The following is a 24,189-nucleotide window of genomic DNA, read 5'->3' as shown; positions in this document are numbered from 1 at the left end:
TGTACGAGTACCTGCGTTTCTCGGTCACCGCGGCGGAGAAGGACGGCAGCGCCACCTCGCTGCACCTGGGCGCCTGGGGGCGGGTCGACCTGTTCGACAAGTCGACCGACCACTACACCGACGGGGACCTCCAGTACGGGTATCTCAGCTACCAGGGCGCCAAGAACAACCTGGTGCTCAACGCCGGGCGCCAGTTCGTCACCGAGGGGGTTGCCGCCGACCGGGTCGACGGCCTCTACGTCCGCAGCGATTTCGCCGCCGGCTTCACGGCCGCGGCCTTCGCCGGTTCGCCGGTGGTGACCACCCCCAACTACAAGGGGGGCGATTTCATCTACGGCGGGCGCCTGGCACAGGGCAAGCCGGGCCTGTACTCCATCGGCGTGAGCGCCCTCAGAAACGAGAGCGACAACGCGCGCGACCGCGAGGAAGAAGGTCTCGACGTCTGGGTGCACCCGGTGAAGCAGGTCGACCTGACCGGCCGCTCCTCCTACAACTCGATCACCGACGGCTGGATGGAGCATGCCTACACCCTCTCCGTGGCCCCGATCGACGCCGTGACCGTCAGCGCCGACTTCTCCAGGATCAACTACCAGGACTATTTCTACAACGTGACCACCACCGCCTTCGCCCTTAACAACAACGGCGGTCTGCTCGACCCGCGGGAGAAGGTCACCGCGGCCGGCCTAAGCGCGGCCTGGAGCCCGGTGAAGAACCTGACGGTGGCGGCCGAGTACAAGAACTACGGCTACGAGATCCTGGGCTCCGCGGACTACGTGGGGGGCAAGGTCGCCTACACCACCGCCGACGCCCTGTCCCTGGGAGCCTCCGGGCACCGCATGGACGGCTCCACCGACCGCACCCGCTACTACGATTACCGGCTCTACGCCCTGAAGAAGATGGGGCACACCGAGCTCGGCGTCGACTTCTACAACGTCATCTTCGATCGCCCCATCGACGGCGTGAAGAGCAGCTACGCGCTCACCGGCATCGCCGGCTACGAGTTCACCGAGAAGCTCAACGTCGGCGGGGAAATCGAGTATTCCCAGAGCCCGGATTTCAACCGGGAGTGGCGGGCGCTGGTGAAGGTCGCCTACGCGTTCGAAACGAAGGGTGGGGAAAAGGGGGGCAAGAGTGAAAAGTAAACTACTGATGCTGCTGATGGCGCCGCTCATGGCGCTGCTTCTCGTTGCCTGCGCCAACACCAAAAGCGGCGCACTGATCCACCCGGAGGCGGTCACCGGGACACCCAACTGTACCGAGTGCCACAGCGACGCCTACGCGGCCATGAACCACCAGGCCGTGGACTTCTTCAAAAAGCACAGCGTCTTCGCCACTAACGCAAGAAGGGCCTGCGCTTCCTGCCATGCCGAATCCTTCTGCACCGACTGCCACGCGCACAAGGAGGAGTTGAAACCCAGCGTGAAATACACCCAGCAGGTGGAGCGTACCCTGCCGCACCGCGGGGACTACCTGAGCCAGCACCGGATCGACGGCAAGATCAATCCGGCGTCGTGCGCCAAGTGCCACGGACGTACCAACAACGAGAGGTGCCTGACATGCCACAAATAACGACAAAAGTTCTGTCTTTTGCGGTTCTTGGTGCGCTGGCGCTGGCCCTGTCGGGATGCGGGGACGCGAACCCGCAGGCCTCTTTCGACCCTGCCGCCGGCAAGCACCCGGCCAACTGGCTGCCGGCCGGGCACAGCACCGCCGCCGAGGAGGACATCAACGGCTGCGTCGAGTGCCACGGCGACGCCCTCGACGGCGGCATCGCCAAGGTTTCCTGCCTCACCTGCCATATCGGCGGCGCCACCTCGGCGCACCCGGTACTGTGGGGGGGACTCGCCTATGCCCTCCATGCCGGCTACGTGGGGAACAACGGCACCGCCACCTGCGCCACCGCCCTCTGCCACGGCACCGCCCTGGCCGGCGTGGCAGACTCCGGCCCGGCCTGCACCGACTGCCACATGGCGGGCACGGCCCAGGCCCCGCAGATCCACCAGTGGGGCGGCGTGAGCGCCACCACCATCCAGGACATCGCCGGGCACAAGGCGTATTTCCAGGCGGCTCCCAGCATAAGCTTCACCACCTGCCGTAACGCGGTCTGTCACGGTACCACCCTGGCCGGTGTGTTCGCCAGCGGCCCCTCCTGCATCAAGTTCGGCTGCCACGGCAGCGGTAACCCGCTCCCGGCGGAGAACTAGCGAGAAGGCGCGATCATTTTCCTGACTCTAGTAGAAGGAGAAAATATATGTGCATTCCCTGGAAAAAACAGGTTGTGGCGGTCCTACTGCTCCTGTGCCTGCCCTTGCTCTTTGTCGGCTGCGGCGGTGGTGGCGGTGGCGGCGGCACGAGGGTAGTCTCCGGTGTCGCCGTGAAGGGCCCCATCATGGGCGCCCTGGTCTCGGTGTACCGGCTGCAATTGAACGGCAGCCGCGGCGCCTTGCTCGGCACCGGCACCACCGGCAATGACGGCAGCTATGCAGTACACATCCCCGCCTCCATAACCGGGCCGGTCGTGGTCACCGTTACCGGCCAGGCCGGCGCCACCTACCTGAGCGAGAGCACCAACGCTCCGGTTCCCTTCACGGCGGCCGATTCGTTCAGCGCGGTGGTGGACAACTTCAACCCCGACGTCCCGGTGGCGGTGACCCCGCTCACCGAGGCCGCCTTCCAGAAGCTCCCCCTGATACTGGAGCAGAAGGGCGCCGTTACCACCATCACCCCGGCGGTGCTGCAGAGCGCGATAGTGGCGGCCAACACGCAGGTGGGGAACCTGTTCAACGTCGCCGACATCCTGGCGCCGCCGACCCAGAGCACGGCGTACCAGGCGGCCCTGTTGGTCATCGACCAGATGATCGTCGATTCCCAGGCCGGCGGCACCGTCACCGACACCACGGCGGCGATGACCGTGATCAACCAGGCCGTGGCTGACGTAGACCCGGCCCTCCCCGCGTACCAGACCTTCCTGGGCGTCTTCACCACCGCGGCCACCCAGGTGGCGGCCGACAACCCGGGAGCGATCGCCGCGGCCGTCGTCACCCTCACCGCGCAGGTTACCAATCCGCCAGCGGAGCCCAATTTCAGCGACATCACCGCTCCGTCGACGGTCGCCGGACTGGCGGCGGTCACCTCGGCGCTTAACGGCACACAGAGCTCGGTAGCCCTGAGCTGGAGCGCGCCAACCGACAACATCGGCGTGGCCGGCTATGACGTCTACCGCGACGGCGCCAAGATCGGCACCTCGATCACCACCTCTTTCCTCGATACCCCGGTGACCTCCAACGTCACCTATGCCTACACGGTGGTGGCCTTCGATGCGGCCGGCAACTTCTCGTCGGCCAGCGCGCCGCTGTCGGTGACGCCTAACCAGGCATCGCTCAACGTGACGGTCAACGGGACCCTCTCCGGAGACCTGGTGGCGCAGCTCGACCTGACGCCCCCCAGCGCGCCGGCGAATCTCACCGCGGTTGCCACGGCAATCACCGGCACCACCAGCTCGGTCGCGCTGTCCTGGAGCGCCTCCACCGACAACGTCGGCGTCACCGGCTACGACGTGTTCCGTGACGGCGTCAAGATCGGCAGTTCGACCACGCTGAGCTACACCGACGCCTCGGTTACCTCGGCCACCACCTATTCCTACACGGTGAAGGCGTTCGACGCAGCGAACAACCGTTCTGCGGCAAGCACCGCACTGTCGGTAACTCCGAACCGTCCCTCCCTGGGGGTGACGGTCAGCGGACAAGTGAATCCCTAGCATAAACGGTGCAGCACCACGATCTAAAGGAGGCATTTCTTACTTACTGGTTATAAGACGGTCCACGATGTAGAACGACGCAGGACACTAAAAACAGGAGGAGACTATGATCGGCAGAAACCTAAGGTACCTTGTAGCACTCTTGGTATGCGTGCTGTTGCCTCTTGCTGGCTGCAGCGGAGGAGGGTCCAGCACCAAACGCACCGAAAAGGGAACGGAGGTGACCGTCAGCGGTAAGGTAGACGTCGCCAAGGCCGCCGCCAAGACCGCGTTCCTGTCATCGACCTCGGCCGGTGCCCTGAACAACGTCTTCGTCTACAACGCGCTCGACGGCGCCCAGCTTGGTACCGCAGCCATCGGGACGGACGGAAGCTTCAGCAACCTCACCTTCACCCTGCCCGCCACCAAGACCATCCTGGTCTTCAAGGCAGTCGTCGGCCAGGGTACCTTCCGCACCGTGGTCCCCATCGACCTCAGCAATCCTCCTGCGGCCGGTGCCATCACCGGGTCCAACCCGATCAGCATCGTGATCAGCCAGGACAGCACCAACAGGACCATCCTGGAGTCGCAGCTCCTGGGGCTCACCGGCATCCTTGGTGACGCCAACCAGACCCTGGCCTCGGTCAGCAAGACCTACACCGATGCGGCAGCCCTTTGGATCAACAATGGCGGCCAGGCGCTCGCCTACTCGACCAACGGTCTCGCCCTCTCCGGCAAGTTCAGCTCCGCGGCCCTCTTGCCGGCACAGGATGCCAACATCCTCGGCGCAGAGGACCTGAACAACATGACGCTCGACGGCTCCATCAGCTCGGTCTCCATTCCGGGCAACAAGCCGATCGTCAGCTTCACCGTCACCAACAAGGATACCGGCAAGGGGATCAGGGGGCTCAAGGCCTTCAACCTGGTCATCGCCCAGCTGAAGCCCGGCACCAGCGGCAGCCCCGACGAGTGGCTCTCCTACATGGTCACCGCTTCCAGCCGTCCGACCACCGATAGCGGCTATACCGTCATCGACAACGGCGACGGCTCCTACACCGTCATCTTCGGCAAGGACATCAAGAACCAGTCCAGCACCGGCACCACCGTTTCCTACAACGCGAACTACACCCATCGCGTCATGGTCGGCATACGTTCCACCCCGTCCATCGCGCTCCTGAACAACGGCACCACCCTCAGCAACTTCTACAACGAGAAGTACCTGATCTCCACCTTCGTCCCGGCGACTCCGGACGTAGCGCCGACCCTGGTGAAGGACATGACGGCGACTGCGGCCTGCAACGAGTGCCACGGCAAGATCGGCGTCACCACCCCGCATGGCGGCCGCGGCGATGTCAAGTACTGTATGATGTGCCACACCTCGCAGAGGGCTATCGGCCGCACCAACCTTACTTCCGTCGGCGGGGTCGTTCCCGCCAGGGATCCGCTGCTTGCCTCCACCGCGACCAGTGCCAACTACTGGGCGGACGGCGAGGTGCTGGGCGAGTTCGTCACCATGATCCACAAGATTCACATGGGTGAACATCTTACCAAGACCGGCTACAACTACGCCGGTGTTGCCTTCAACGAAATCGTGTACCCGAAGGACGTGCGCAACTGCCGTCAGTGCCACAGGGCGGAACTGGGTGCCCAGGGCGACAACTGGCAGACCAAGCCAAGCCGCAAGGCGTGCGGCGCCTGTCATGACGGCATCAATTGGAGCACCGGTGCCGGCCACGACGGCGGGCAGCAGGCCAGCGACGCCAACTGCGTCGGCTGCCACGCCGACGCCGAACTGCTGCACATGACCGACATCGCCACCCCGAACAACCCGAAAGTACCGGCGGGCCTCGTGAACTTCTTCTACAACATATCGAGCGCTACGGTCGACGGCAGCAACAACCTGAACATCAAGTTCCGCATCCAGAAGAACACCGACTCGCTTACCGCGGCCAAGTCCAACGTGGTCTTCACCGGTGCCGGCTCCACCGCCAGCACCCCGCCGGCCGGCGCCGTCATCACCGGCTTCTCCGGCAGTCCGTCCTTCCTGCTGGCGTACTTCAAGGAATCACCGAACCAGTTGGAGGCGAAGTACGCCGGCGACTACAACAACCTGCGCGACACCCGTACCGACAGCAACGCCAAGGCTGCACAGCCGAAGAGCGTGAGCATCGCGGCACTTTTGGCCAGCAGCGGCGGCACCATGTCCGCTCCGGACAACAACGGCTACTACACAGCCACCATCCCGAACGGCTTCCCCACCGGTTCCAAACTGCGGGCGGTCGGTCTGCAGGGGTACTTCACCCAGGTAGCGGGCACCAACAGCATCGCCGCCGACAACGCCCGCCATGCACTGTCACACGTCAAGCCGGTCAATGGCGATGCGGTTCGCCGCGACGTCATCGACTCGGCCAAATGCGGCAACTGCCATGAGTGGTTCGAAGGGCATGGCGGCAACCGCGTGGTCGGCAAGGACACGGTCGGGCCTTCCATCTGCACCCTGTGCCACGTACCGAACCTGACCACCTCGGGCCGCGGAGCCCAGAAGTCGCTGATCGACTTCATCATAGCCAACCCGGTCGGCACCTCCTTGGGCGCAGTCACCAACTTCCTGACCAGCACCGCCTTTACCGGTAGCATCACCCAGGGGGCCAAAGATGCCATGACTGCCCTGGCCGCGGCCCTCGGAACCACCGACCCCACCCAGTTCCCCGAGGCCTCCAACAACTTCAAGGACATGGTCCACGGCATCCACGCCGGTAGCGACCCGCTCGTGGTCGGCACCCCGCTCAAGTTCGTGCGCGACAGGAGTACGAGCGGCGACTTCGAATACGACTTCGCCGAAGTGACCTTCCCCGGCGTGCTGAAGAACTGCACCATGTGCCACAAGGGGACCACCTACACCACCATCCCGAGCGGCGTGCAGGTGAGCACCCAGGTCACCTCCAGGGGGACCACCCTCACGCTGCAGACCGATGCGGTTACCGGCAACAACGTGACCGAGGTCGACGCGGCGAGAAAGGCCGTCCCGAATCCGCAGGACCTGGTCAACACCCCGTTCGTGGCCACCTGCAAGGCCTGCCACAACAGGCCCAACGCCCTGGCGCACTTCGCCCAGATGGGCGGCCAGGTCAACGTCCTGCGCAGCCAGGCCAACCCGGACAACGAGGCCTGCGTGACCTGCCACGGTACCACCGGCCCCAACGCCATCTGGAACGCCCACAGGTTCTCGGTGGTCGGCGACGACTAACGTGAACCGTAACCCTGCGCCAAGGCGCAGGCAACGCAAGCGCCTCGCCTGAGAGGCGAAGAGAGGGCCCCGGGACGTTTCCGGGGCCCTTTCCCTTTGCAGAGCGCGGGACGCTGTTAATTAATAATAGCGAGCGGTGGCATCGCTTTTTTGCTACACTGTCCCCCATGAAAGTCCTGTTGGCTGCCCTCTCATTACTCCTGTGCCAGGTCATGGAGCTGTACGCGGCGGGACTCGGCGCGCCCACCCTCTCCGGCCCCATGGAGACCCTGGTCCCTGCCGAACCGGCGGCCAGCGCCAGGTTCTTCGATCCCGACCGCTTCCTCACCAACGCCGGCCTCAGCTACAGCCCCAGCTACCAGTTGACGCTGGAGCCAGAAGTCGGCGTGGGGTACCGGGGCACCGGCCAGGAGTTGCACGGCGGGATCGAGCAGTCGACCCACCGCCTGCATGCACAGGCCGGCTGGCGCCTTTCGCTGTCCGAAAGCCTCTACCTTTCCGCCGCGGCCAAGTTTTCCATTGTGACCGTGGCGACCAAGGGGCTCGCCGGGGGCGAGGAACTAGGCAGCCGGATCGAGCCGAGCTCCCGCACCGGTTACGACTTCGCCCTCGGGCACGCGCCGCGCTTTACCGGCGAGGTGGGGGTGCGTCTCACGCCGCGCACGGACCTCATGCTCTACTACGACCAGGACCCGGTCACGGGGTGGTCCTCGTCCGGGCAGCACCAGGAAGAACGAGTCGGTACCCGGTTCATCTTCAGGTTCAAATAGGGGCCTGGCTCCGCCAGGTGCCTGGCCCCTTTAACCCTTTACAGGAGGACGCGTGAGCCAGCTCCTATCCATCGACCAAGGCACCACCAGCAGCAGGGCCACCCTCTACGGCAGCGGCGGCGAGGCCGTCGCCACCTTTTCGCAGCCGCTCACCCAGCACTACCCCCAGCCGGGGTGGGTGGAACACGACCCGGAGGAGATCTGGGCCGGGCAGCTCGACTGCGTGCGCCGGGTGCTGTCCGCCGCGGACCGGGGGGAGGTGGCCGGCATCGGCATCACCAACCAGCGCGAGACCACGGTGATCTGGGAGCGCGCCACGGGCAGGGCCCTGCATAACGCCATCGTCTGGCAGGACCGGCGCACCGCGGAGTACACCGAGGCCCTGAAGCGGGAGGGGGTGGAACCCATGGTGCGGCAGCGGACCGGGCTGCTGCTGGACCCCTACTTCTCGGCGAGCAAGCTCGCCTGGCTTCTGGACAACGTGCCCGGGCTCAGGGCGCGCTGCGAGCGGGGGGAGGTCTGTTTCGGCACCGTCGACTCCTGGCTCATCTTCCGGTTGACCGGCGGCAAACGCCACGTCACCGACCTCTCCAACGCGAGCCGCACCATGCTGTTCAACATCGAGACGCTGGCGTGGGACGAGGAACTCCTGCGGCTGTTCAAGGTCCCGGGCGCCATGCTGCCCGAGGTGCTGGTGAGCGCCGCCCACTTCGGCAGTACCAGCGCCGGTGTCCTGGGCGCCGAGATCCCCATCACCGGTGTGGCGGGGGACCAGCAGGCAGCGCTGTTCGGCCAGGGGTGCTTCACGCCGGGGATGGCCAAGGCCACCTTCGGCACCGGCGCCTTCGTGGTCATGAACTGCGGTGCCCGCCCGGCCAGCGGCGAGGGGGTGCTCGCCACCATCGCCTGGCAGCTTCCCGGGGAGCAGGTGCAGTACGCCCTGGAGGGGTCCATCTTCATCGCCGGTGCGGCCGTGCAGTGGCTGCAGGAGGGGCTGGGGCTGATCGCAGGCCCGGCAGAGGTCGAGGCGCTGGCCCGCAGCGTGGCCGATAGCGGCGGCGTCTACTTCGTCCCCGCGCTCTCCGGGCTGGGGACCCCCTATTGGGACCCCTATGCCAGGGGAGTGATCGCCGGTCTTACCCGCGGCAGCGGCAAGGCGCAGCTGGCGCGCGCCGCCCTGGAGGCGATCGCCTTCCAGACCGTCGATGCCATCCGTGCCATGGAAGAGGCGAGCGGCATTGCCCTGAGCGAACTGCGGGTGGATGGGGGCGCCACCCGCAACGACCTGCTGCTGGAGATCCAGGCCGATCTTTTGGGCACCCCGGTGCTCAGGCCCCGCTGCGCCGAGAGCACCTCGCTTGGGGCCGCGTTCCTGGCGGGGATCGGCGCCGGCGTGCTGGACACGGGGCAAATCGGCCGGCAGTGGGCGCTGGATCGGCGTTTCGAGCCGAAGCTTGCGCCCGGGCAGCGCGAAGAAATGTGTCGCGGCTGGAAAAAATGCGTGCAACTCTCGCTTGGTTGGGCTAAGTAAGAAAGGCGCAGGAAAGGCAAAGGCATGGAACAGGGATAAAGGGGATGAAGGGGAAAAGCCAGACCATTAATTCTGGTTTTAGTCTTTATCCCTTTTATCCCCTTTATCCCTGTTCGAGTTAAAGATTTTTGGTTTTGGAGGCGGTAGTGACGGACCGGAACGCGAACCTGGAAATACTGAAGAGCGGGCGCACCTTCGACATGCTGGTGATCGGGGGGGGGGCGACGGGGTGCGGCATAGCGGTCGACGCCGCCAACCGCGGCCTGTCCGTGGCGCTGGTGGAGCGGGGGGACTTCGGCTGCGGCACCAGCAGCAAGAGCACCAAGCTGATCCACGGCGGCGTGCGCTACCTGGAATCGGCCGTGCTGCACAGGGACCGGGTGCAGTTCAACCTGGTACGCGACGGGCTGCACGAGCGCAACATCCTCCTGAAGATCGCCCCGCACCTTTGCCACCGGCTCACCCTCGTCACCCCTCTCTACGGGCTGGCCCAGGTCCCCTACGTCTGGGCCGGGCTCAAGCTCTACGACCTTCTGGCCGGTGAGGCCGGGCTCGGGCACAGCCGCTTCGTCGGCCGCGGCGAGATACTGCGCCGCTTCCCCATGATCCGCAGCGAGGGGTTGAAGGGGGGGGTGCAGTACTACGACGGCCAGTTCAACGACGTGCGCATGAACGTGGCCCTGGCGCAGACGGCCGCCAGGGAAGGGGCCGTGGTCGGCAACTACGTCGAGGTCGTGGCACTCATGCGGGAGAAGGGGAGGGTGGCCGGAGCCGTGGTGCGCGACCCGCTGGTCGGCGCCTCCTGGCAGATCCGCGCCCGCTGCGTGGTCAACGCCTGCGGTTCCTCCGCCGACATCGTCCGCCGCCTGGACGATCCCACCGCCGCCTCCCTGCTCAGGGTGAGCCGCGGCATCCACATCATCCTCCCGGGGCGCTTCGCCCCCGTCGGGGCCGGCGTCATGATTCCCAAGACCGACGACGGCCGGGTACTGTTCGTCCTTCCCTGGGAGGGGAACTGCCTGGTGGGGACTACCGAGGAGCCGGCCGAGGCGGGCGAGGTGCCGATGGCGCGCGAAAAAGACGTCGACTACCTGCTGCGCCACCTGCGGCGCTACTTCAACCTGGGCGCCAAGCCCGCCGACATCACCGCATCGTGGGCGGGCCTGAGGCCGCTGGTGCATGATCCCTTCACCGCCGACACCGCCGAGCTCGCCCGCGACCATGTGGTCAGCTGCTCCCCGACCGGGCTCATCACCATCGTCGGCGGCAAGTGGACCTCCTACCGCAAGATGGCGCTGGATGCGGTGAACTTCGCGGTGAACAACGTGGGGCTGACCCCGCAGCACCCCTGCCGCACCGACCGCATCATGCTGGCCGGCGGGGAGCATTTCAGTGAAGACCTGCTGCAGGAACTGGAGCGGAAACACGGCTTTCCCCCCGACGTCACCCAGCACCTGTACCGCTCCTATGGGGACCGGTCCCCGGACGTGGCCCTGTACTGCCAGGGGGGGCACGGAGGGAGGCTGATCCAGGGGCACCCCTACCTGAAGGGCGAGGTACTCTACGCCACCCACCACGAGATGGCGCTACGCGCGCTCGACTTCCTGGAGCGGCGTGTCCCGTTGGCCCTTTTGGATCGCAAGGCCGCCCGCGCGGCGGCTCCGGAGGTGGTTGCGCTGATGGCGGCGGAACTGGGGTGGAATCCCGAGCGGCAAAAGCGTGAGCTCGAGGAAGTCGCCTACGCCCTGCGCGAGGTGTGAGCCAGGCAGAAGGGAAGCAGAAGGGACAGGCTCCGAAGGTGCCTGTCCCTTTAGCGGAACGCCCCTTTCAGCTCAAGCTGCTTTTCAAAAACAAGGGGGACAGGCGCCTGACGGAGCCAGTCCCCTCCGGAAAAAAAGGGGGCTCCTGTTCTGGACAGGGGCCCCCTTTCTCTTTGCTGTCTCGGCGGTGTCACGTATGGCAGGCCGCGCAGAGACGCCCGGTGTTGGTCACCGTGACCTGGATGCGCCCGGTGGTGAAGCCTACGAAGCCCTGGTAGCCGATGTTCTGGAAGTTGGGCGTCGTGGGGGTGGTGCCGGTGATCCTGGTGCTCCCGGCGCCGACGTTGATGGTCGGTGGTGAGCCGTTGCCGTGGCAGACCGGGATGATGCACTCGTTGGCACCGTAGGTCTGGACGTAGGGTCCGTGGGCGGGGAGGATGGTCGGCATGGCGATCCCTGCCCTGACCGTGAAGCGCGCCGGGAACCAGTCCAGGGGGTGGACGGAGAAGGCGTTGCCGGCGTGGCAGCTCGAATCGACGACGCCGGGTTGGTCGTCGAAGCAGGAAGGGCCGGAGTTGCGCACGCCGCGGTAGTCGGTGCCGTGGCAGAGGCCGGTGGCGCAGCTTTGGGTGGCGGCGCGGGCCTGGTCCGGGAAGGTTGTCGCCAGGGCCCCCGTGGTCAGCAGACCGGGGTCGACCCCGGTGGCGGCCACCCGCTGCCTGATCCACTGGCCGTGCAGCGCATAGTCGCGCCCGTCCCATTCCAACGGGTGCACGTCGACCTGATTGCCCAGGTGGCATTGGGTGCAGGGAACCTTGGAGATGCCGCCGCTGAAATCGGTGCCGTGGCATGGCGTGCAGTCCTCGAGATGCCCAATGGCTGCTACCGCGTGCCGCGCGGGGAGCCAGTCGCTGGGATGGGCACCCTTGTCGGGATCGAAGTTGGCGTGGTTGTTGTTATCCCCGCAGCCGACAAGCGACAGGACCAAAAGGCACCAAAGCATGGCAAGAGCTTGTGTTGGTCTGGTTACTTGTGACATGTCTTGCACCTCTCATTGTTTTGCCGCCCGTGGCATTTCAGGCAGGAAGCGGGGTTGATCCTCCCCTCAACCCTGTGACGGCTGAGGTAGTCGCCCCGGTGAGGCAGTGACAGTTCGGGCCGGTCCTTGTACTTGTCGCTGGGCTTGATCTCTTCCTTGTGCGCGTGGCACTGGACACAGAAGGACTCCTTGTGGCAGGTGTTGCAGGCGTCGCGCTGCTGGGTCGCGTAGATCTTGTGCTTGAGGTAGAAATCCTGGGTCTGGTGGCTGAGCGCCGTCCATTGGTCGGTGTGGCATTCCGCGCACCTGGGCAGCCCCTTGACCTCTTCCGGATGGACGCGGGCGATGCTGTTGGTATTGGCGCAGGCGTAAAGGAAGGAAAGCATCATTCCCATTACCATTAAATATGCTGTCTTTTTCACTATTTCCCCTCCTTTCCAACGCCGAAGGCATAGCTGAGCCTGATCAGGCCGCGCAACTCGTTGTCGAAGTCAGCGCTGCGGATGTAGTCGACGTCGGCTGCGACCCTGAGGTTTCGGCTGAAATCATACCCGGCGGCAGCCGCCAGGGAAAAGGTGTTCTCCCGCCCGCTGATGCTGCCGTCGAAGTCCACGTCGAAGAAGTCGAGGGTGAGATCGGCGGGGCCGAACTTCTGCGTGGCCCAGGCGCGGTACTGGTTGTAGCGCAGCCGGTCGGTCGAGCCGTCCATGCGGTGGAAGGACAACCCGGCGGCGAGCCCGGTGGTGGTGCTGAAATTGCCGGTGACCCCGTAGTAGTCGGCGCCGCCGGCCAGGTCGTACTCGTAGTGGTTGTACTCGGCGGAGAGGCCGATGTTCTTGGTGGCGTTGAAGCCGACGCTGCCGCCGACGTTCCACATCTCCTCGCCGGGGGCGATGAACCCGTTGGTGAGGCTCAGCGTGTTGGTGGTGACCTGGTAGAAGTAGTCGTCGTAGTGGACGTTTTGCAGCGATGCGGAGGCCCTGAGCGCTTCGGTCGGGGTGAAGCTGGCGGTGTAGGCGTGCTCCATCCACCCCCTGGTGAGCGAGTTGTAGGTGGAGCGACCGGTGATGTCGACCATCGCGACCGGGTGCAGCCACAGGTCCACCCCCTCCTCCTCGCGGATCCCCTCGCCGTTCACCTCATTCCTCAGGGCGCTCACCCCTACTGAATAGTACTTGGCCATGGTGTGGGCCAGCCGCCCCCCGTAGATGAGGTCGCCGCCGTCGAAATCAGGCTGGGTCACCGCCGGATTGCCGACGTAGGCCGCCGCGGTGAAGCCGGCGAGCAGGTCGCTCCTCAGGTAGAGCCCGTCGATGCGCTCGGTTCCCACCCCCTCGACCACCCACTGCCGCCCCGCGTTGGCGGTGAAGTTGCCGCGGTTGGCGCGGTAGCTCAGGAAGCCGTACTGGATGTCCCCGTCGGTGCGGTGCTCGAAGCTGCGGTCGCCCAGGTCGACCCGCCCCCAGCCCCCGATGTGCAGCGAGATCGCCCCGGGGCCGGCGGTGTCGCTGGCGGAAAGGTCCAGGTATTCGTAGAGCGGGAACAGGTTTTCGCCGAATACCCCTTCCCTCATGCGCAGGATGGTCTCGGAATTGCCGTTTATCGCGGTGGCCTCGGCGGCCTGCTGGCCGCAGATGACGAGGGCGCAGGCCAGCAGGATGCTCCCCACCGCCCTGAGCGCGCCGGGGGGCGCCGGTGTCGTTATTTTCGCTTTGATTTTCAAGACATTTCCTCCTTTCATGGTTCGATCTGGTTACCGTGGGGAAATGCAGTTGCAAATGAAACCGGGGGCGCGAACGCCCCCGGCGGATCAGAAAGAGAACATCACCAGTTGAGCAGCAGCTTCACCATCCGGGCTGCGGAGCTCCCCGTAGAGAGGCTGGTCGGCACAAGCACCGGGCGGTTCTGCCCGTGCATGGGGATCACGTCGGCAACCCTGCCCTGGCCGTGGCACAGGGTGCACTGTTCGGTGGCCGACGGCAGGGTCGAGCGTGCCACACCCATGTTGGTATAGGACGGTCCTGCGAGCGCGGCTCCGAGTTGGGCGCCGTTGGCGTTCATGTGGGCCTTGGCCAGCGGGGTGTCGTGGCAGGCCACGCAGGCCGCCGTTACCGGCGCCACCACCAGGTCGTTTGCATTGGGGACCGTGGCGCGCGCCGCGATGATACCGGCTGTGGTCGGGGGGGTGCCGTCAGCGACGACCTGGGTCGACGGCAGTACTCTCGGACGCAGCGCCTCGATCACGTCGGGGGTGTAGCTCTGCTGGGTGATGTGGCAGGCGTCGCAGTTGCCCAGCATGTTCGGGAAGGTGATCTCGGAGCCTTCGATCAGGGTGATGCCGGTGCCCGGGCCGTTACGTACGTCGCGGATCGGGTTGGTGCGGGTCGCACCGGCGTGGATGCCGTGGATCAGGTCCTTGAAGTTGTTGGAGAACTCGGGGAAGGTGAGCGCGTACCCCGGGGTCGCCTTGTTGAAGGCCGGATCCCAGGTGGTCAGGATGCCGAGCTGGATCGGCGTGAAGGCGAAGCCGGCGAGCTTGGCGTCGCTGATGGTGCGGCCCGAGGTGGTCAGGTTCGGGTTGTGGCAGGTCACGCAGACCTGGGTCTGGTAGACGCGCTGGCCACCGTGGGCTTCGAAGAACTCGTGGCAGTTCTTGCACTTGTCCGGGTCGACCACGGTGCGGCGCACCGCGTCGCCGGTGACCGGCACGATGACGGCGCGGGTGTGGCGGCCGGCTATGGAGGCGTCGAAGCCAGTCTGGGTGAAGTAGCTCTGCATTGCCACGGCACGCATCTGGGCGCCGACCGGGAAGGCGGACGCGGAGTTGATGGTGGCGGTGTAGGTGCCGCTGCTGTCGGGGCCGGTGATGTTGCCGATGGCGGCATTGTTGGTGTTGAGCAAGGTGGTGATGGAGATGGCGTCGGGCTGGGCCGCCACCTTGCCCAGGTTGTTGTAATCTGCCGGTACCGCGCCGCCGGTCTCGAGCTGCGGCCTGGCGTAGGCCAGCAGGAAGCTCGGGCTGCCGGTGAAGCCGGCGAGAGAGGTGGTAAGTCCCGGTGCGGGGGGTGCCAGGGTGACCGGCGTGCCGTTACCGAGGATGCGGAACTTGATGGTGAGGTTGTTGCTCGTGGCGTCCACGGTGGCGCTGGAGAGCTGGTACTCGAAGTTGGTCAGCCCCGCGGGAGCGGCCGGGTTGAGCGGGCTCACCAGGGCCTGGGCGTGCGATTCGGTGATCGCCGTCGGCGTGTGGCACGCGTTGCAGCTCGCATCGTTGGTGTAGACCGGATGGGCCGGGCCGGTGGTGTTGGTGCCGGTGGCGAAATGGATGTTGTCGTGGCAGCTGCCGCACGCTTTGCGGCTGGGCATGGTGCGCCAGTTGTCCCCCTGCGGGGTGACCGCCAACTGCTGCGCCGTCTCGCCGCGGTGGCACTTGCGGCAGAGAGCTACGCTTTCCGGGTAGGCGATCTCGTTGAAGTTGATGCCGGCGTAGTTGTAGCCGGTCTCGGTCAGGTTGCTCCCCATGTGGAGCTTGTGGATCAGGGTCACGAACTCGCCCAGGACCTGTGCCTCGCCGGTGCTCGGGTCCGTGACGCCGGCCTCGGCGGTCACGTAGGTCGTGCCGGTGAAGGCGCCGTTGGTCGGGTTGGAGATGGCCCTGCCGTAGGCACGCTGGCTGGTATGGCAGATCGCGCAGTAGCGGGTATCGACACGGCCGGCGTGCGGGGTGGTGATGCCCAGGCCCCACCCCTGCTGGTTGAGGTCGTTGGGGTCGCCCGGGTTGCCGTGGCACTCGTTGCAGTACTTGGTGAGCACGATGTTGCGCTCGGCAGCACCCGTGGTCGACGAGGTCACCCTGGCGCCGGTGGCGGGGATGAAGTCGTAGACGATGTTGATGGCGTTCTTGTAGATCAGCTGCGGTGACGTGTTGGCGATGTTGCCGCCGTACTCGATCACCAGGCGGTGGGTGAGGTTCGGCTCGTAGGTGAGGTCGCCCAGGTCGTTTCTGCGGTTGTTGCCGCTGAAGGTCATCGCGTTCACCTGGCTCTGGATCAGCTTGATGTCACGCGCGAAGGTGTAGCGGTACTGACCGTTGCCCAGGTACACCAGCGTCCCCTCCCGGTCCCTGGTCGGCCTGGTGGCGGTGGGGGCCGAACCGTTGGTGGGGGCCGTGGTCACGATGTAGTTGACCCAGTGCGACGGGGTCCCGTTGCTGGCCGGGATCAGTTTGGCGATGGAGAAGGCCAGGTTGGTGAGCTGACCCGAAGCGTTCCTCCTGCCGATCCCCTCCACCGGCTGGCCGCTGGCGGTCTTCAGGGTGAAGGTCACCACCGGCGGGCTCTGGATGGTAACGCTGTTGACGGTGCTGTTTTGCTGATCGAAGGTGATGTTGGCCTGCTGATCGGCAGTCGAGGAGCTCAGGTTGGTGAAGACACCGGTGCCCGCTGGGCCCTGTGCGCCCCTGGGACCCCGGTCCCCTTCGCAGCCGCCCAGCAACAGAGCGGTGGCCGCGGTCGATGCAATCATGAAAGCGGAAAACCGTTTCAAAAGCTTTTCTTGCATAAATCCTCCTTGTCTCTGGTGTCGCATGAAGGCTGCTTCTGGACCCGGAAAGAAAGCCACAGCAGATTTGTTCTAGGGGGGATATTGGTGTCGGCGGGATTTATGAGCTGTCGTAGTCCGTCACAATCATGTGAACACCTCCTGGTAATTATTAGAGATTTCAAACACAATGTAGAAACTTAGCAGTTGTTCATGAAATAGCAAGGGCGCGCCGCGTTTTTTGTGGGGGGCGGGGACACCGGCCGGAGGGGACGACCAACGGGCGAACGGGGGTGCCTTGTCCGCCCAATAAGGCCCTTGAATCGGTTAGGTCCGTGGGATAGAATGCTTAGTGGCTGGCATGATTTATGAAAAGGGGGTGGGTGTCGAATTCGACTATTCAGGTAGGAAAGGGGAGTATCACCAAACGGAGAACCGCATGGGTATCACGGTTATTTTTCACAACGGGGAAGAGAAGAAGGTCCCTTCTTATATGCTCGATTACCTGATCCGGGAGAACAAAATCATCGCCTTCCAGAGGTCGTCAGGGTGGGTTCACATCGGGCGCGACCCGGTACGGAAGTCGCAGCAGCCGCTCACCAGGGCAGGGGAGAGGTGGAGCGACTTCCTCTTCAAGAGAAAGCAGGCGTGACACTGCGTCAATTGTTCTAGGCCAATCTCAAGGCCGGGCACCGCTTGAGGCGTTCCTGTCGTTTGGGGCCGGTCGCCTCGAGCGGTACCCGTTCCATCATCAGCCCCACCTCTTCAGCGAAACTCACGGCACCACGCACCGTCCTGGCGTAGGACTCGTCGTCCCGGGGCTGGCTCTCCGGAAGGTAGACCCGGGTCCGGTGGCTCGTCGTGCCGTAGATGGCCGCGAAAACCGTCTTTTCGTCCCCCCGGCGCAGACAGCAGATGTACCCCTGGCAGCTTTCCTGTCCCCCGGTTCCTTCCGGTGACAGGTAGGCGTTGTTGATGGACTGGTGCAGTTCGAGGACGTCGGCGGCGGGGCAGTCGATGGCGTCCAGGCCGCTTTCCAGCAGGAAGCGGACCGGTGCGTCGTCGGCGCCGGCCGAGAAGAAGCCGTCCTGCAGGTCGCCCAGGGGCAGGAACGGGGCGTCCTGGTCTCCCAAGGCAACGCCGGCGCCGCTCTCATCGGGGGGGGCGTCCTCGGCTTCGTCTGAGGAGCTGTCCCAGGGATGTCCCATCTGCGGCGGTGCCTGCAGCTGCGAGAAGGGCGGGAGTGCGCTTTCCGCGAAGGCCGGGAGAGTTTCCCGGCCGGGATCCTGAAGTCCCGGCAGGACGCGGCTCGGGAATGTTTCCTCGCCCGGCCTGCACCCGGTGCTTGCTGCATCCCCGCCGTCCGCCGTCTCCTCCGCTACCCGGGGCTGCGCTTCGCCCGCGGCCGCCAGCTGTGCGAGCGCCGTATCCCTTTCGGCAATGACTTGCTCCAGTTCCCGGCGCAGCCGTTCCACTTCGGCGTCGACTCCCGCATTTACAGGCTGTGCTGCCGCCCGTTGCAGCGCCGCATCCCTCTCCGAGTTCTCGCCTGCCAGTTGCTGCCGCAGGGTGGCCAGTTCTTGCTCCTGGCTCTGCACGGCCTCTTCCAGCGTCCCGACCCGTTGCCGCGCAACGGCCGCCTCGCGTGCCGAGCTTTCCACTTCCTGACGGGCCCCCTCTAGCTGCGTAGCCGTTTCCCGGTGCTGCTGCATTGCCGCCTGCGACTCCGCCAGGTCCGCGTCGCGTTGCGCGCAGAGGGCGGCAATGTCCTGCCGGGCCTGCGCCAGGTTTTCCAGCATCGCGTCGTTGATGCGCGCCAGTTCGGCATTTTGTGCGGTCAGGGCCTCCCGCTCCAGGGCCAGGTCGGCGGCGTGCTTTTGCAGTTCGGCAATGACCGACTCTTTTGCCGCCAGGAGATCGTCGGCCTCCCGGTGCTGGGAGCGCAGGGTGTCCCTGTCGCCTGCCATCTCCTGCACTGTTTTGCGCGCGGCGGTCAACTCCTTTACCGTCTCGTGGTGCTGCGTCGCGAGCTGTTGCAACTGCCTGGCCAGGGCGTCCCGCTCGGCGGTCAGTGCCTGGTGCTCGTGTTGCAGCTGGGTCAGGGCCGCCAGTCGTTCGCCCCCCTGTCTTTCCTGCACCGCAGGTTCACCCGACGAGACAGGAACCGGAGTGGCTGCCGGTGCCGGGACTGCCATGGCAGGTTCAGGTGCCGCAGTTACGCTCTGCTGGAGTATGGGAAGTACCGGCGCGCCGGGCATGCCATGTTTGAGGCCGGTTCCCCTGGTTCCGGGAAGGCGCAGGATCTTGGTGTTACGCACCACCACCTCGCGCATGGCCGGACTGTAGCTTAGATCGACCCGTTCCGGGGAAAATCCCATGGCCCTGGCGTAGCTGAGGCTTTTTTCGACCTCGGCGGGATACTCCTGCTCCTTTTTGCCTTTGCCGGGGCTTGAGTAGACGTAGATGCTGCGATCGTTCACCACCAGCGCGAGGTACACCTTCACCAGCGTGTTTTTCCTGATGGCGCAGATGTAGGCTTCCATGGTCTCCGTGCGCTGCTCCGAGCTGCGGGTGCTGGGGGCGGAGCGGTAGAGGTCGACGACTTCAGATTCGGATACTTCGATACAGCCTAGGGTGCTATCGAGTGCCAGCATAAGACCTCCAGTATCCGCTACTCGGTTACCGAACAAAAAAAGCCGCGTTGCCTAATATGATATTTCGGCAACCCGGCTGTCTTCGTGAGACCCAATGGGCTTTCCGCCCCACCCTCGCGGGTGGTTTAGTATTATCGTGTATCGATCCGTATGAGGGGGCGCCGGAATCAGCCGGCCGCCTATGTGTAGGGCATTGAATACATTACACTATTGCCCGGCAATAAAGCAACCGGGATTTGCTGAGAGGGGACCGTGCCGCCCGTTCAGCGGCAGCGGCGCCTGCACCGGGGGCGGGCAGCGACCTTTTTCAATTCGCCGTTGACTTTCATGTGAAGCTGCATAGAATCGTATACAGAAAAAATCGGCACCTTTTTTAATGGGGGCGGCGGACGCTCGTTCATGTTAAGATGGTTGATATAACGAGGTAAATCCTGCGAATTGAATGTGCAGGCTGCAATCTTCATTATTATGCTGTGGCAGGGCAGGGGGACTTCATGGCGAATATAGAGCACGACGATACTGGTTTTACCTGCGAGTGCGGCTTGCGTAACGAATACCCCGGTTACGTGCAGGCCCACTGGAGCGTGAGGTTGTCGTATTCCTGTGCCTGTCAAAGGCAATACATCCTTTACCGCGGCACCGTGGTGAAGACCTCGCGCGAGTCCGCGGAGATTTCCGACAGCGAAGCTTTCGGCGACTGAGGCTCTCCCGTCACCAGCCAAGCATCTGCAACCCGTCTCACCTCGATCCTCTCTTTCCCCATCTTGGCTGCCAAATTGCAAAGATAACGGTACGGGCAGTTCCATTCCGATGAAAAGACTACGAAAGCCGCGCTGCCTGCGCTTCCGGACCGGCCGGCGGTGACGGCGCAATGACTCCCCGCGTCAAAAAAGCGCCTGCGGCGTCTCGAGGCGCGGGAGCAGCAAGACGAGTTCGCAATGACCATAAATGCCGTAAATGTTTTACAGACAACATCCCCCGTGGCGTCTCCGCGTGAGGTGTGCACGGAGAAGAAGGCCCCAGGCGCCCCTTCCGGATTCGAGTCCCTGCTGCAATCCGTTACCGGTGCGGTCGGCACGGAGCAGGTCTCCCCCCGTGTCGCCGCGGAAATGCTCCGGGTCCAGATGATGCAGAGCACCTTGGCCCTGGCCGTTTCTGACGGCGCGTCTGCTGCAGCCTCCGGCGCGGCACTGCCGTCCGTGCCCGGGCTCGATTTCGCCTTCTCCAGCGCCTACCGCGGCAGCGCCGCCCTCGAGACGGCAGAGACAGAAGGCGAGCCGGTCCCCTCGGCGCCTGCCCTGATGCCCAGCGACACGGCGGCAGAGATCGACCACATCAGTGCGACCGCAGCGCGGTACCTCGGCACCCCCTACCGCTTCGGCGGTGAGGGGGCGGACGGGATCGACTGCTCCAGTTTCGTGCAGCAGGTATTCCACGCCAACCAGATCGACCTGCCGCGTACTGCGCGGGAGCAGATCAACGTCGGCAGCGACGTGGCGCCGGGCGAGTTGCGCAAGGGGGACCTGGTATTTTTCCAGACCTACGCGCAGTACCCGTCCCACGTCGGCATCTACCTCGGCGACGGCAAGATGATCCATGCCTCCTCCGGCAAGGGAGAGGTGACCATCTCCGACATGAACAGCGACTACTATCGCCCGCGCTACCTGGGCGCCAAACGCGTCATCTGACCGCAGGCCAACGCAGAAGGGACAGGCTCCGTAGGTGCCTGTCCCTTTTGCGGAACGTTCCTTTCAGCACAGGAACGCTTCTCTCAGCTCAGAAACATTCCTTCTGCTCAGCCACCTTTCGCAAACAGCAAGGGGACAGGCACCTGGCGGAGCCAGTCCCCAAACAGCCCTCCTGAAGCACAAGCTCATTGCGCGTGCCGCTTCACCCACTGGACGTAGCGCTCCATCCACCCCTGCAGGAACTTGACCGTATCAGGATTGGTGATGTCGCCCACCCCGTCGAAGAAACCCTCCTTGACCTGGATGAAGACTTCCGGCTGCCCCATGGTGGGGACGTCGAGGTAGGCCAGGGTGTTGCGCAGGTGCTGCTGGGCGAGCGCGGTGCCGATCTGTCCGATGGAAGCCCCCAGAATTCCGGCGGGCTTACCGGTCCAGGCGCTGGTACCGTAGGGGCGGGATGCGTTGTCGAGCGCATTTTTGAGCACCCCCGGCATAGACCGGTTGTACTCAGGGGTAACGAAGATCAAACCTGTGGCCGCCTTGACTTCGCTTTTCAGGCGCACCACAGACTGCGCCTGGTTGTCATCGTCATCCTGGTTGTACAGCGGCAGGTCGCCTATTTCGAGAAGCTTGAAAGAAAAATCGGCAGGCCCCAGCTTGATCAGTGCATTGGCGAGCTTGCGGTTGATCGAATCACGCCTCAGGCTCCCAACGATAACAGCTATCTGATACTGACTCATGACCTTCTCCTCCCTTGATAGCGAATTTTCACAGCTATGACTATAGCACCGCGTCACAGCTTTGCTATTAGAAGAGTGAGCCATGATTCAGCTTGAGCCGGAAGAGCCGCAGGGGGCGGGCGTTTTCAACTGCTGGCGGGGCTGGTGTGAGGTCAGTGGACCGGTATCTGGAACTTGAACAGGGTCCCTTGCGTCGTTGAGGAGGAGAAGCTCACCTTGCCGCCCAGCAGTTTCTCGCCGATCAGTTGCATCGAGAAGGTTCCCACCCCGCGGCCGGCCCCCTCCTTGGTGCTGAAACTGCGCTGGAAGATCCGGCACTGCACGTCGTCGGGGATGGCCTTCTCATTCCAGACGCAGAATTGCAAGGCATCCGGCTCCTGCTCGAACCACAGTTTCACCTCGCCGTGCTCCTCCGTTGCCTCCAGTGCGTTGAGGACCATGTTGGACATGACCCGCAACGCCAGTGACTTGTCGGTCTTCACGCTGAGCAGCGGCAGCGAGTCGGGGAGTATCATGGCCTTGTCGGTGGCGGCGTCGTGCTTGGCGAAGATGCCTTTGAGCTCGGCGAGAAGCTCCCCCGCAGTAGTGTCGTCGCGCGAGGGGCGGTATTCCAGGAAGTCGTTTTTGAAGAGGCACCTCTGGATTTCCAGTTCCTTGTGCAGCCGCAAGGCGGCGCGATGGATCATGGCCGCCATTTCGGACTTGTCTTCCCGGACCAGGTACTGGCTCGCGCCCAGCAGTCCGGTGAACATGTTGCCCATGTCATGGAAGAAGGTTCTCTCCAGGGCGGCACGCAGATGCTCCACGGTGACGTCGTGCAGGAAGAGCAGGATGAAGGTTTGCCCCTCCAGCTTTAGCGTACTGGCGCGGACCATGATCGCGTACTCGGCGGTCATGTCACCCTTGCTGGTGCTGAGCGAGCAAAGCTCTTCCACCGGCCCCTCACCCTTCAGTGCCGCGACCATGGCGATCACCGCGCCGCAGGTGCTGCAGTACCTCGTGGTCCCGCAGCCGTGGGGTTCGTCCTTGCTGTGCACGCATCCCAGCACCTCGCCCAGACGAAGTCCCAGCACCGGACCGGGATCATCGATTCCCAGCGTCTTCAGAAAAGAGTCGTTAAGACCGACAACCTGGCGGTGCTCGTCCAGTACGGCTATCAGTCCGCCGATAGAATGCAGCAGTTCCTGGACTACCGCGCTGGTGGTGACCTTTACGATTTCCTGTTGCAGTTGATCGTCAGTGGCGCGTTCGGCGGGAGCGAAATGGGTATCCACAGCAGCCTCCAAGGATAGATCCGATCAGGACAAGCTGTTATTGTCAATGCCAACGGTGCGTGTGGGAGATGGTGGGGAGTACGATGGGGGTAATCTAATTATTTTTGCCTATGATGTCAATTGCTTGTTGCACTATGCGTTTTTCCCGACTCCGGCGGATGCCTGCCGTATTCCGACGGCGAGCAACGCTCATTCGGCTACGGCTGTGTGGTTGATCACGGTCGCCACCGGTAGATATGAAGCGGGATGCGGCCGTGGGAGTCGAAGCCGACTCCCTCGTCTTCCAATCGCAAGCGCTGCAGGTCATCTCCGTCGCTGCCGCCGGAGCGGAGGCTGATCTCCCCCTTGGCGTTGATGACGCGGTGCCAGGGGACGGAGGGATCGTTGAGCGCGCTCAAGGCATAGCCGACCTGGCGCGCCCGTCCCGGCAGGCCCGCCAGCGCCGCTACCTGCCCGTAGGTGGCCACCTGTCCCTTCGGGATTTGGGATACGACGGCATAGATGTGCCGATAGGTGGATGAGGTCGTTGCCTGTCCGTAAGGATTTTGCCGAGTCCGTTCCAATTTTTTCTCACCTCTGAGTTGCGCCCCTTTTTGCGGCGTTGTATATTTCTGCGTGGCGGGAATCGTTAGTTCATCTTAACCAATGCGCCCTTCGTAGACACGAAGGAAGGAGGTTGTGGTGGCATATCAACGGATCTTGCGAACCTACCATAGCATAGGCCCTACAAAGTTTCACAACCTAAACCAGAGAATCAGAAACGCCATCATGGATCTAAGCAGAATTCCGGAGTGGTTCTGGGCGGCTCACCCCAAGCTGCGGGAAGAGTATCTCGGGGCATCGAACAAGTATGACGTAATTTACCACGAGTCGATGCTGGGCGGCAGATTGGCGATTGCAGAGCGTGAGCGCCTCCAGGAAGAGCTGGTCGGGTATCTGGACGAGATCGCCTCTCTGCTGGAAATGGCAGCGGTGCGCAACCCTGAGCTCCTTGTCCTCTCCGGATTCGATCTCGGCAAAGAAAGAAGGGCACACCCCCGGGCCAAGAAAGCTGCTGCAAACGACGACGATCAGAACAGTGTCCATGCTTGATCCCCTCCAAGTCCCGCCACAATAGCCGCCGTAAAAACAATGGGGGGTGCCGTAAGGCACCCCCCATCTTTATTGGTTCTATCAGCGATACGCGTTGGCTTCCCTTTCCCGAAGGAGGG

Annotated in this window: 20 protein-coding genes and 1 riboswitch; of the genes, 12 read left to right on the top strand and 8 right to left on the bottom strand. The window is 64.1% G+C overall.

From position 1 onward, the window contains the following. From H7687_RS17085 to H7687_RS17050, 8 genes are all read left to right on the top strand, one after another. On the top strand, positions 1–1,142 hold a 1,142-nt coding region (locus tag H7687_RS17085), incomplete at its 5' end, for a hypothetical protein (protein WP_183349638.1). Next, complete coding sequence (locus tag H7687_RS17080; protein ID WP_183349636.1) at positions 1,132–1,569, top strand: cytochrome C; 438 nt, start codon at positions 1,132–1,134, stop codon at positions 1,567–1,569. The genes H7687_RS17085 and H7687_RS17080, both read left to right, overlap by 11 nt. Further along, a complete protein-coding gene (locus H7687_RS17075; RefSeq protein ID WP_183349634.1) occupies positions 1,557–2,204 on the top strand; it encodes a hypothetical protein in 648 nt (215 codons plus the stop codon). The genes H7687_RS17080 and H7687_RS17075 overlap by 13 nt, the downstream gene beginning before the upstream one ends. Before the next feature lie 47 nt (positions 2,205–2,251). Further along, positions 2,252–3,757 (top strand): fibronectin type III domain-containing protein, encoded by a 1,506-nt coding sequence (locus H7687_RS17070; RefSeq protein ID WP_183349632.1) that lies wholly within the window; start codon positions 2,252–2,254, stop codon positions 3,755–3,757. Positions 3,758–3,977: 220 nt separating this feature from the next. Next, on the top strand, positions 3,978–6,983 hold the full coding sequence (locus H7687_RS17065) for an OmcA/MtrC family decaheme c-type cytochrome (RefSeq protein ID WP_183349631.1): 3,006 nt from the start codon (positions 3,978–3,980) through the stop codon (positions 6,981–6,983). A 167-nt stretch (positions 6,984–7,150) separates the two neighbouring features. After that, positions 7,151–7,753: a hypothetical protein gene (locus H7687_RS17060; RefSeq protein ID WP_183349629.1), complete on the top strand. Its 603-nt coding sequence runs from the start codon at positions 7,151–7,153 to the stop codon at positions 7,751–7,753. Between the two features lie 52 nt (positions 7,754–7,805). Next, entirely contained in the window at positions 7,806–9,284 is a 1,479-nt protein-coding gene (glpK, locus tag H7687_RS17055) for a glycerol kinase GlpK (RefSeq protein ID WP_183349627.1), read from the top strand. A 146-nt stretch (positions 9,285–9,430) separates the two neighbouring features. Further along, on the top strand, positions 9,431–11,044 hold the full coding sequence (locus tag H7687_RS17050) for a glycerol-3-phosphate dehydrogenase/oxidase (protein WP_183349625.1): 1,614 nt from the start codon (positions 9,431–9,433) through the stop codon (positions 11,042–11,044). 190 nt (positions 11,045–11,234) lie between these two features. On the opposite strand, the gene H7687_RS17045 is transcribed toward H7687_RS17050, so the two are convergent. The 4 genes from H7687_RS17045 to H7687_RS17030 form a co-directional block, all read right to left on the bottom strand. Next, positions 11,235–12,083, bottom strand: a complete 849-nt coding sequence (locus H7687_RS17045) for a cytochrome C (protein ID WP_183349623.1) — start codon at positions 12,081–12,083, stop codon at positions 11,235–11,237. After that, positions 12,071–12,505 carry a cytochrome C gene (locus tag H7687_RS17040; RefSeq protein ID WP_183349621.1) on the bottom strand — a complete coding sequence of 145 codons (435 nt, stop codon included), beginning with the start codon at positions 12,503–12,505 and terminating at the stop codon, positions 12,071–12,073. The genes H7687_RS17045 and H7687_RS17040 overlap by 13 nt, the downstream gene beginning before the upstream one ends. Continuing rightward, positions 12,505–13,806: a hypothetical protein gene (locus H7687_RS17035; protein ID WP_183349619.1), complete on the bottom strand. Its 1,302-nt coding sequence runs from the start codon at positions 13,804–13,806 to the stop codon at positions 12,505–12,507. Before H7687_RS17035 ends, H7687_RS17040 begins: the two co-directional genes overlap by 1 nt. 101 nt (positions 13,807–13,907) lie before the next feature. Beyond that, the gene (locus tag H7687_RS17030; protein ID WP_183349617.1) at positions 13,908–16,643 is read right to left on the bottom strand and encodes an OmcA/MtrC family decaheme c-type cytochrome; all 2,736 of its coding nucleotides are present in this window, start codon (positions 16,641–16,643) and stop codon (positions 13,908–13,910) included. 418 nt (positions 16,644–17,061) lie between these two features. Here H7687_RS17030 and H7687_RS17025 point away from each other — a divergent pair, with 418 nt between their 5' ends. Beyond that, the gene (locus H7687_RS17025; RefSeq protein WP_183349615.1) at positions 17,062–17,274 is read left to right on the top strand and encodes a GSU3473 family protein; all 213 of its coding nucleotides are present in this window, start codon (positions 17,062–17,064) and stop codon (positions 17,272–17,274) included. Positions 17,275–17,290: 16 nt separating this feature from the next. Here H7687_RS17025 and H7687_RS17020 read toward each other — a convergent pair whose 3' ends face one another. Next, positions 17,291–19,276, bottom strand: a complete 1,986-nt coding sequence (locus H7687_RS17020) for a coiled-coil domain-containing protein (RefSeq protein WP_183349613.1) — start codon at positions 19,274–19,276, stop codon at positions 17,291–17,293. A gap of 63 nt (positions 19,277–19,339) precedes the next feature. Further along, positions 19,340–19,416, bottom strand: a riboswitch (cyclic di-GMP riboswitch). 354 nt (positions 19,417–19,770) lie between these two features. Between H7687_RS17020 and H7687_RS17015 the strand changes: the two genes are divergently transcribed. Together H7687_RS17015 and H7687_RS17010 are read left to right on the top strand one after the other, a co-directional pair. Continuing rightward, positions 19,771–19,977 (top strand): hypothetical protein, encoded by a 207-nt coding sequence (locus tag H7687_RS17015; protein WP_183349611.1) that lies wholly within the window; start codon positions 19,771–19,773, stop codon positions 19,975–19,977. Between the two features lie 237 nt (positions 19,978–20,214). Further along, on the top strand, positions 20,215–20,964 hold the full coding sequence (locus H7687_RS17010; protein WP_183349609.1) for a C40 family peptidase: 750 nt from the start codon (positions 20,215–20,217) through the stop codon (positions 20,962–20,964). Positions 20,965–21,149: 185 nt separating this feature from the next. Here the strand turns inward: H7687_RS17010 and H7687_RS17005 are convergent, their stop codons facing one another. From H7687_RS17005 to H7687_RS16995, 3 genes are all read right to left on the bottom strand, one after another. Continuing rightward, the gene (locus tag H7687_RS17005) at positions 21,150–21,704 is read right to left on the bottom strand and encodes an NADPH-dependent FMN reductase (RefSeq protein ID WP_183349607.1); all 555 of its coding nucleotides are present in this window, start codon (positions 21,702–21,704) and stop codon (positions 21,150–21,152) included. A gap of 152 nt (positions 21,705–21,856) precedes the next feature. Beyond that, positions 21,857–22,978, bottom strand: a complete 1,122-nt coding sequence (locus H7687_RS17000) for a sensor histidine kinase (RefSeq protein WP_183349606.1) — start codon at positions 22,976–22,978, stop codon at positions 21,857–21,859. 215 nt (positions 22,979–23,193) lie between these two features. Next, complete coding sequence (locus H7687_RS16995) at positions 23,194–23,541, bottom strand: MGMT family protein (protein ID WP_281376730.1); 348 nt, start codon at positions 23,539–23,541, stop codon at positions 23,194–23,196. A 118-nt stretch (positions 23,542–23,659) separates the two neighbouring features. Here H7687_RS16995 and H7687_RS16990 point away from each other — a divergent pair, with 118 nt between their 5' ends. Next, positions 23,660–24,070, top strand: a complete 411-nt coding sequence (locus H7687_RS16990) for a hypothetical protein (protein ID WP_183349604.1) — start codon at positions 23,660–23,662, stop codon at positions 24,068–24,070. The last annotated feature ends 119 nt before the right edge of the window (positions 24,071–24,189 follow it).

It is taken from the genome of Geomonas paludis, assembly GCF_014193585.1.
Taxonomy (GTDB): domain Bacteria; phylum Desulfobacterota; class Desulfuromonadia; order Geobacterales; family Geobacteraceae; genus Geomonas; species Geomonas paludis.
Note: the sequence above shows the minus strand (reverse complement) of the source record. Positions and strands in the feature narration are given on the sequence as shown.

What these genes read in the sequence shown, in the direction of transcription:
- H7687_RS17075 (WP_183349634.1), top strand. Translation starts at nt 1,557, where the DNA reads ATGCCACAAATAACGACAAAAGTTCTGTCTTTTGCGGTTCTTGGTGCG.
- H7687_RS17070 (WP_183349632.1), top strand. Translation starts at nt 2,252, where the DNA reads ATGTGCATTCCCTGGAAAAAACAGGTTGTGGCGGTCCTACTGCTCCTG.
- H7687_RS17060 (WP_183349629.1), top strand. Translation starts at nt 7,151, where the DNA reads ATGAAAGTCCTGTTGGCTGCCCTCTCATTACTCCTGTGCCAGGTCATG.
- H7687_RS17045 (WP_183349623.1), bottom strand. Translation starts at nt 12,083, where the DNA reads ATGTCACAAGTAACCAGACCAACACAAGCTCTTGCCATGCTTTGGTGC.
- H7687_RS17030 (WP_183349617.1), bottom strand. Translation starts at nt 16,643, where the DNA reads ATGCAAGAAAAGCTTTTGAAACGGTTTTCCGCTTTCATGATTGCATCG.
- H7687_RS17025 (WP_183349615.1), top strand. Translation starts at nt 17,062, where the DNA reads ATGGGTATCACGGTTATTTTTCACAACGGGGAAGAGAAGAAGGTCCCT.
- H7687_RS17020 (WP_183349613.1), bottom strand. Translation starts at nt 19,276, where the DNA reads ATGCTGGCACTCGATAGCACCCTAGGCTGTATCGAAGTATCCGAATCT.
- H7687_RS17015 (WP_183349611.1), top strand. Translation starts at nt 19,771, where the DNA reads ATGGCGAATATAGAGCACGACGATACTGGTTTTACCTGCGAGTGCGGC.
- H7687_RS17010 (WP_183349609.1), top strand. Translation starts at nt 20,215, where the DNA reads ATGACCATAAATGCCGTAAATGTTTTACAGACAACATCCCCCGTGGCG.
- H7687_RS17005 (WP_183349607.1), bottom strand. Translation starts at nt 21,704, where the DNA reads ATGAGTCAGTATCAGATAGCTGTTATCGTTGGGAGCCTGAGGCGTGAT.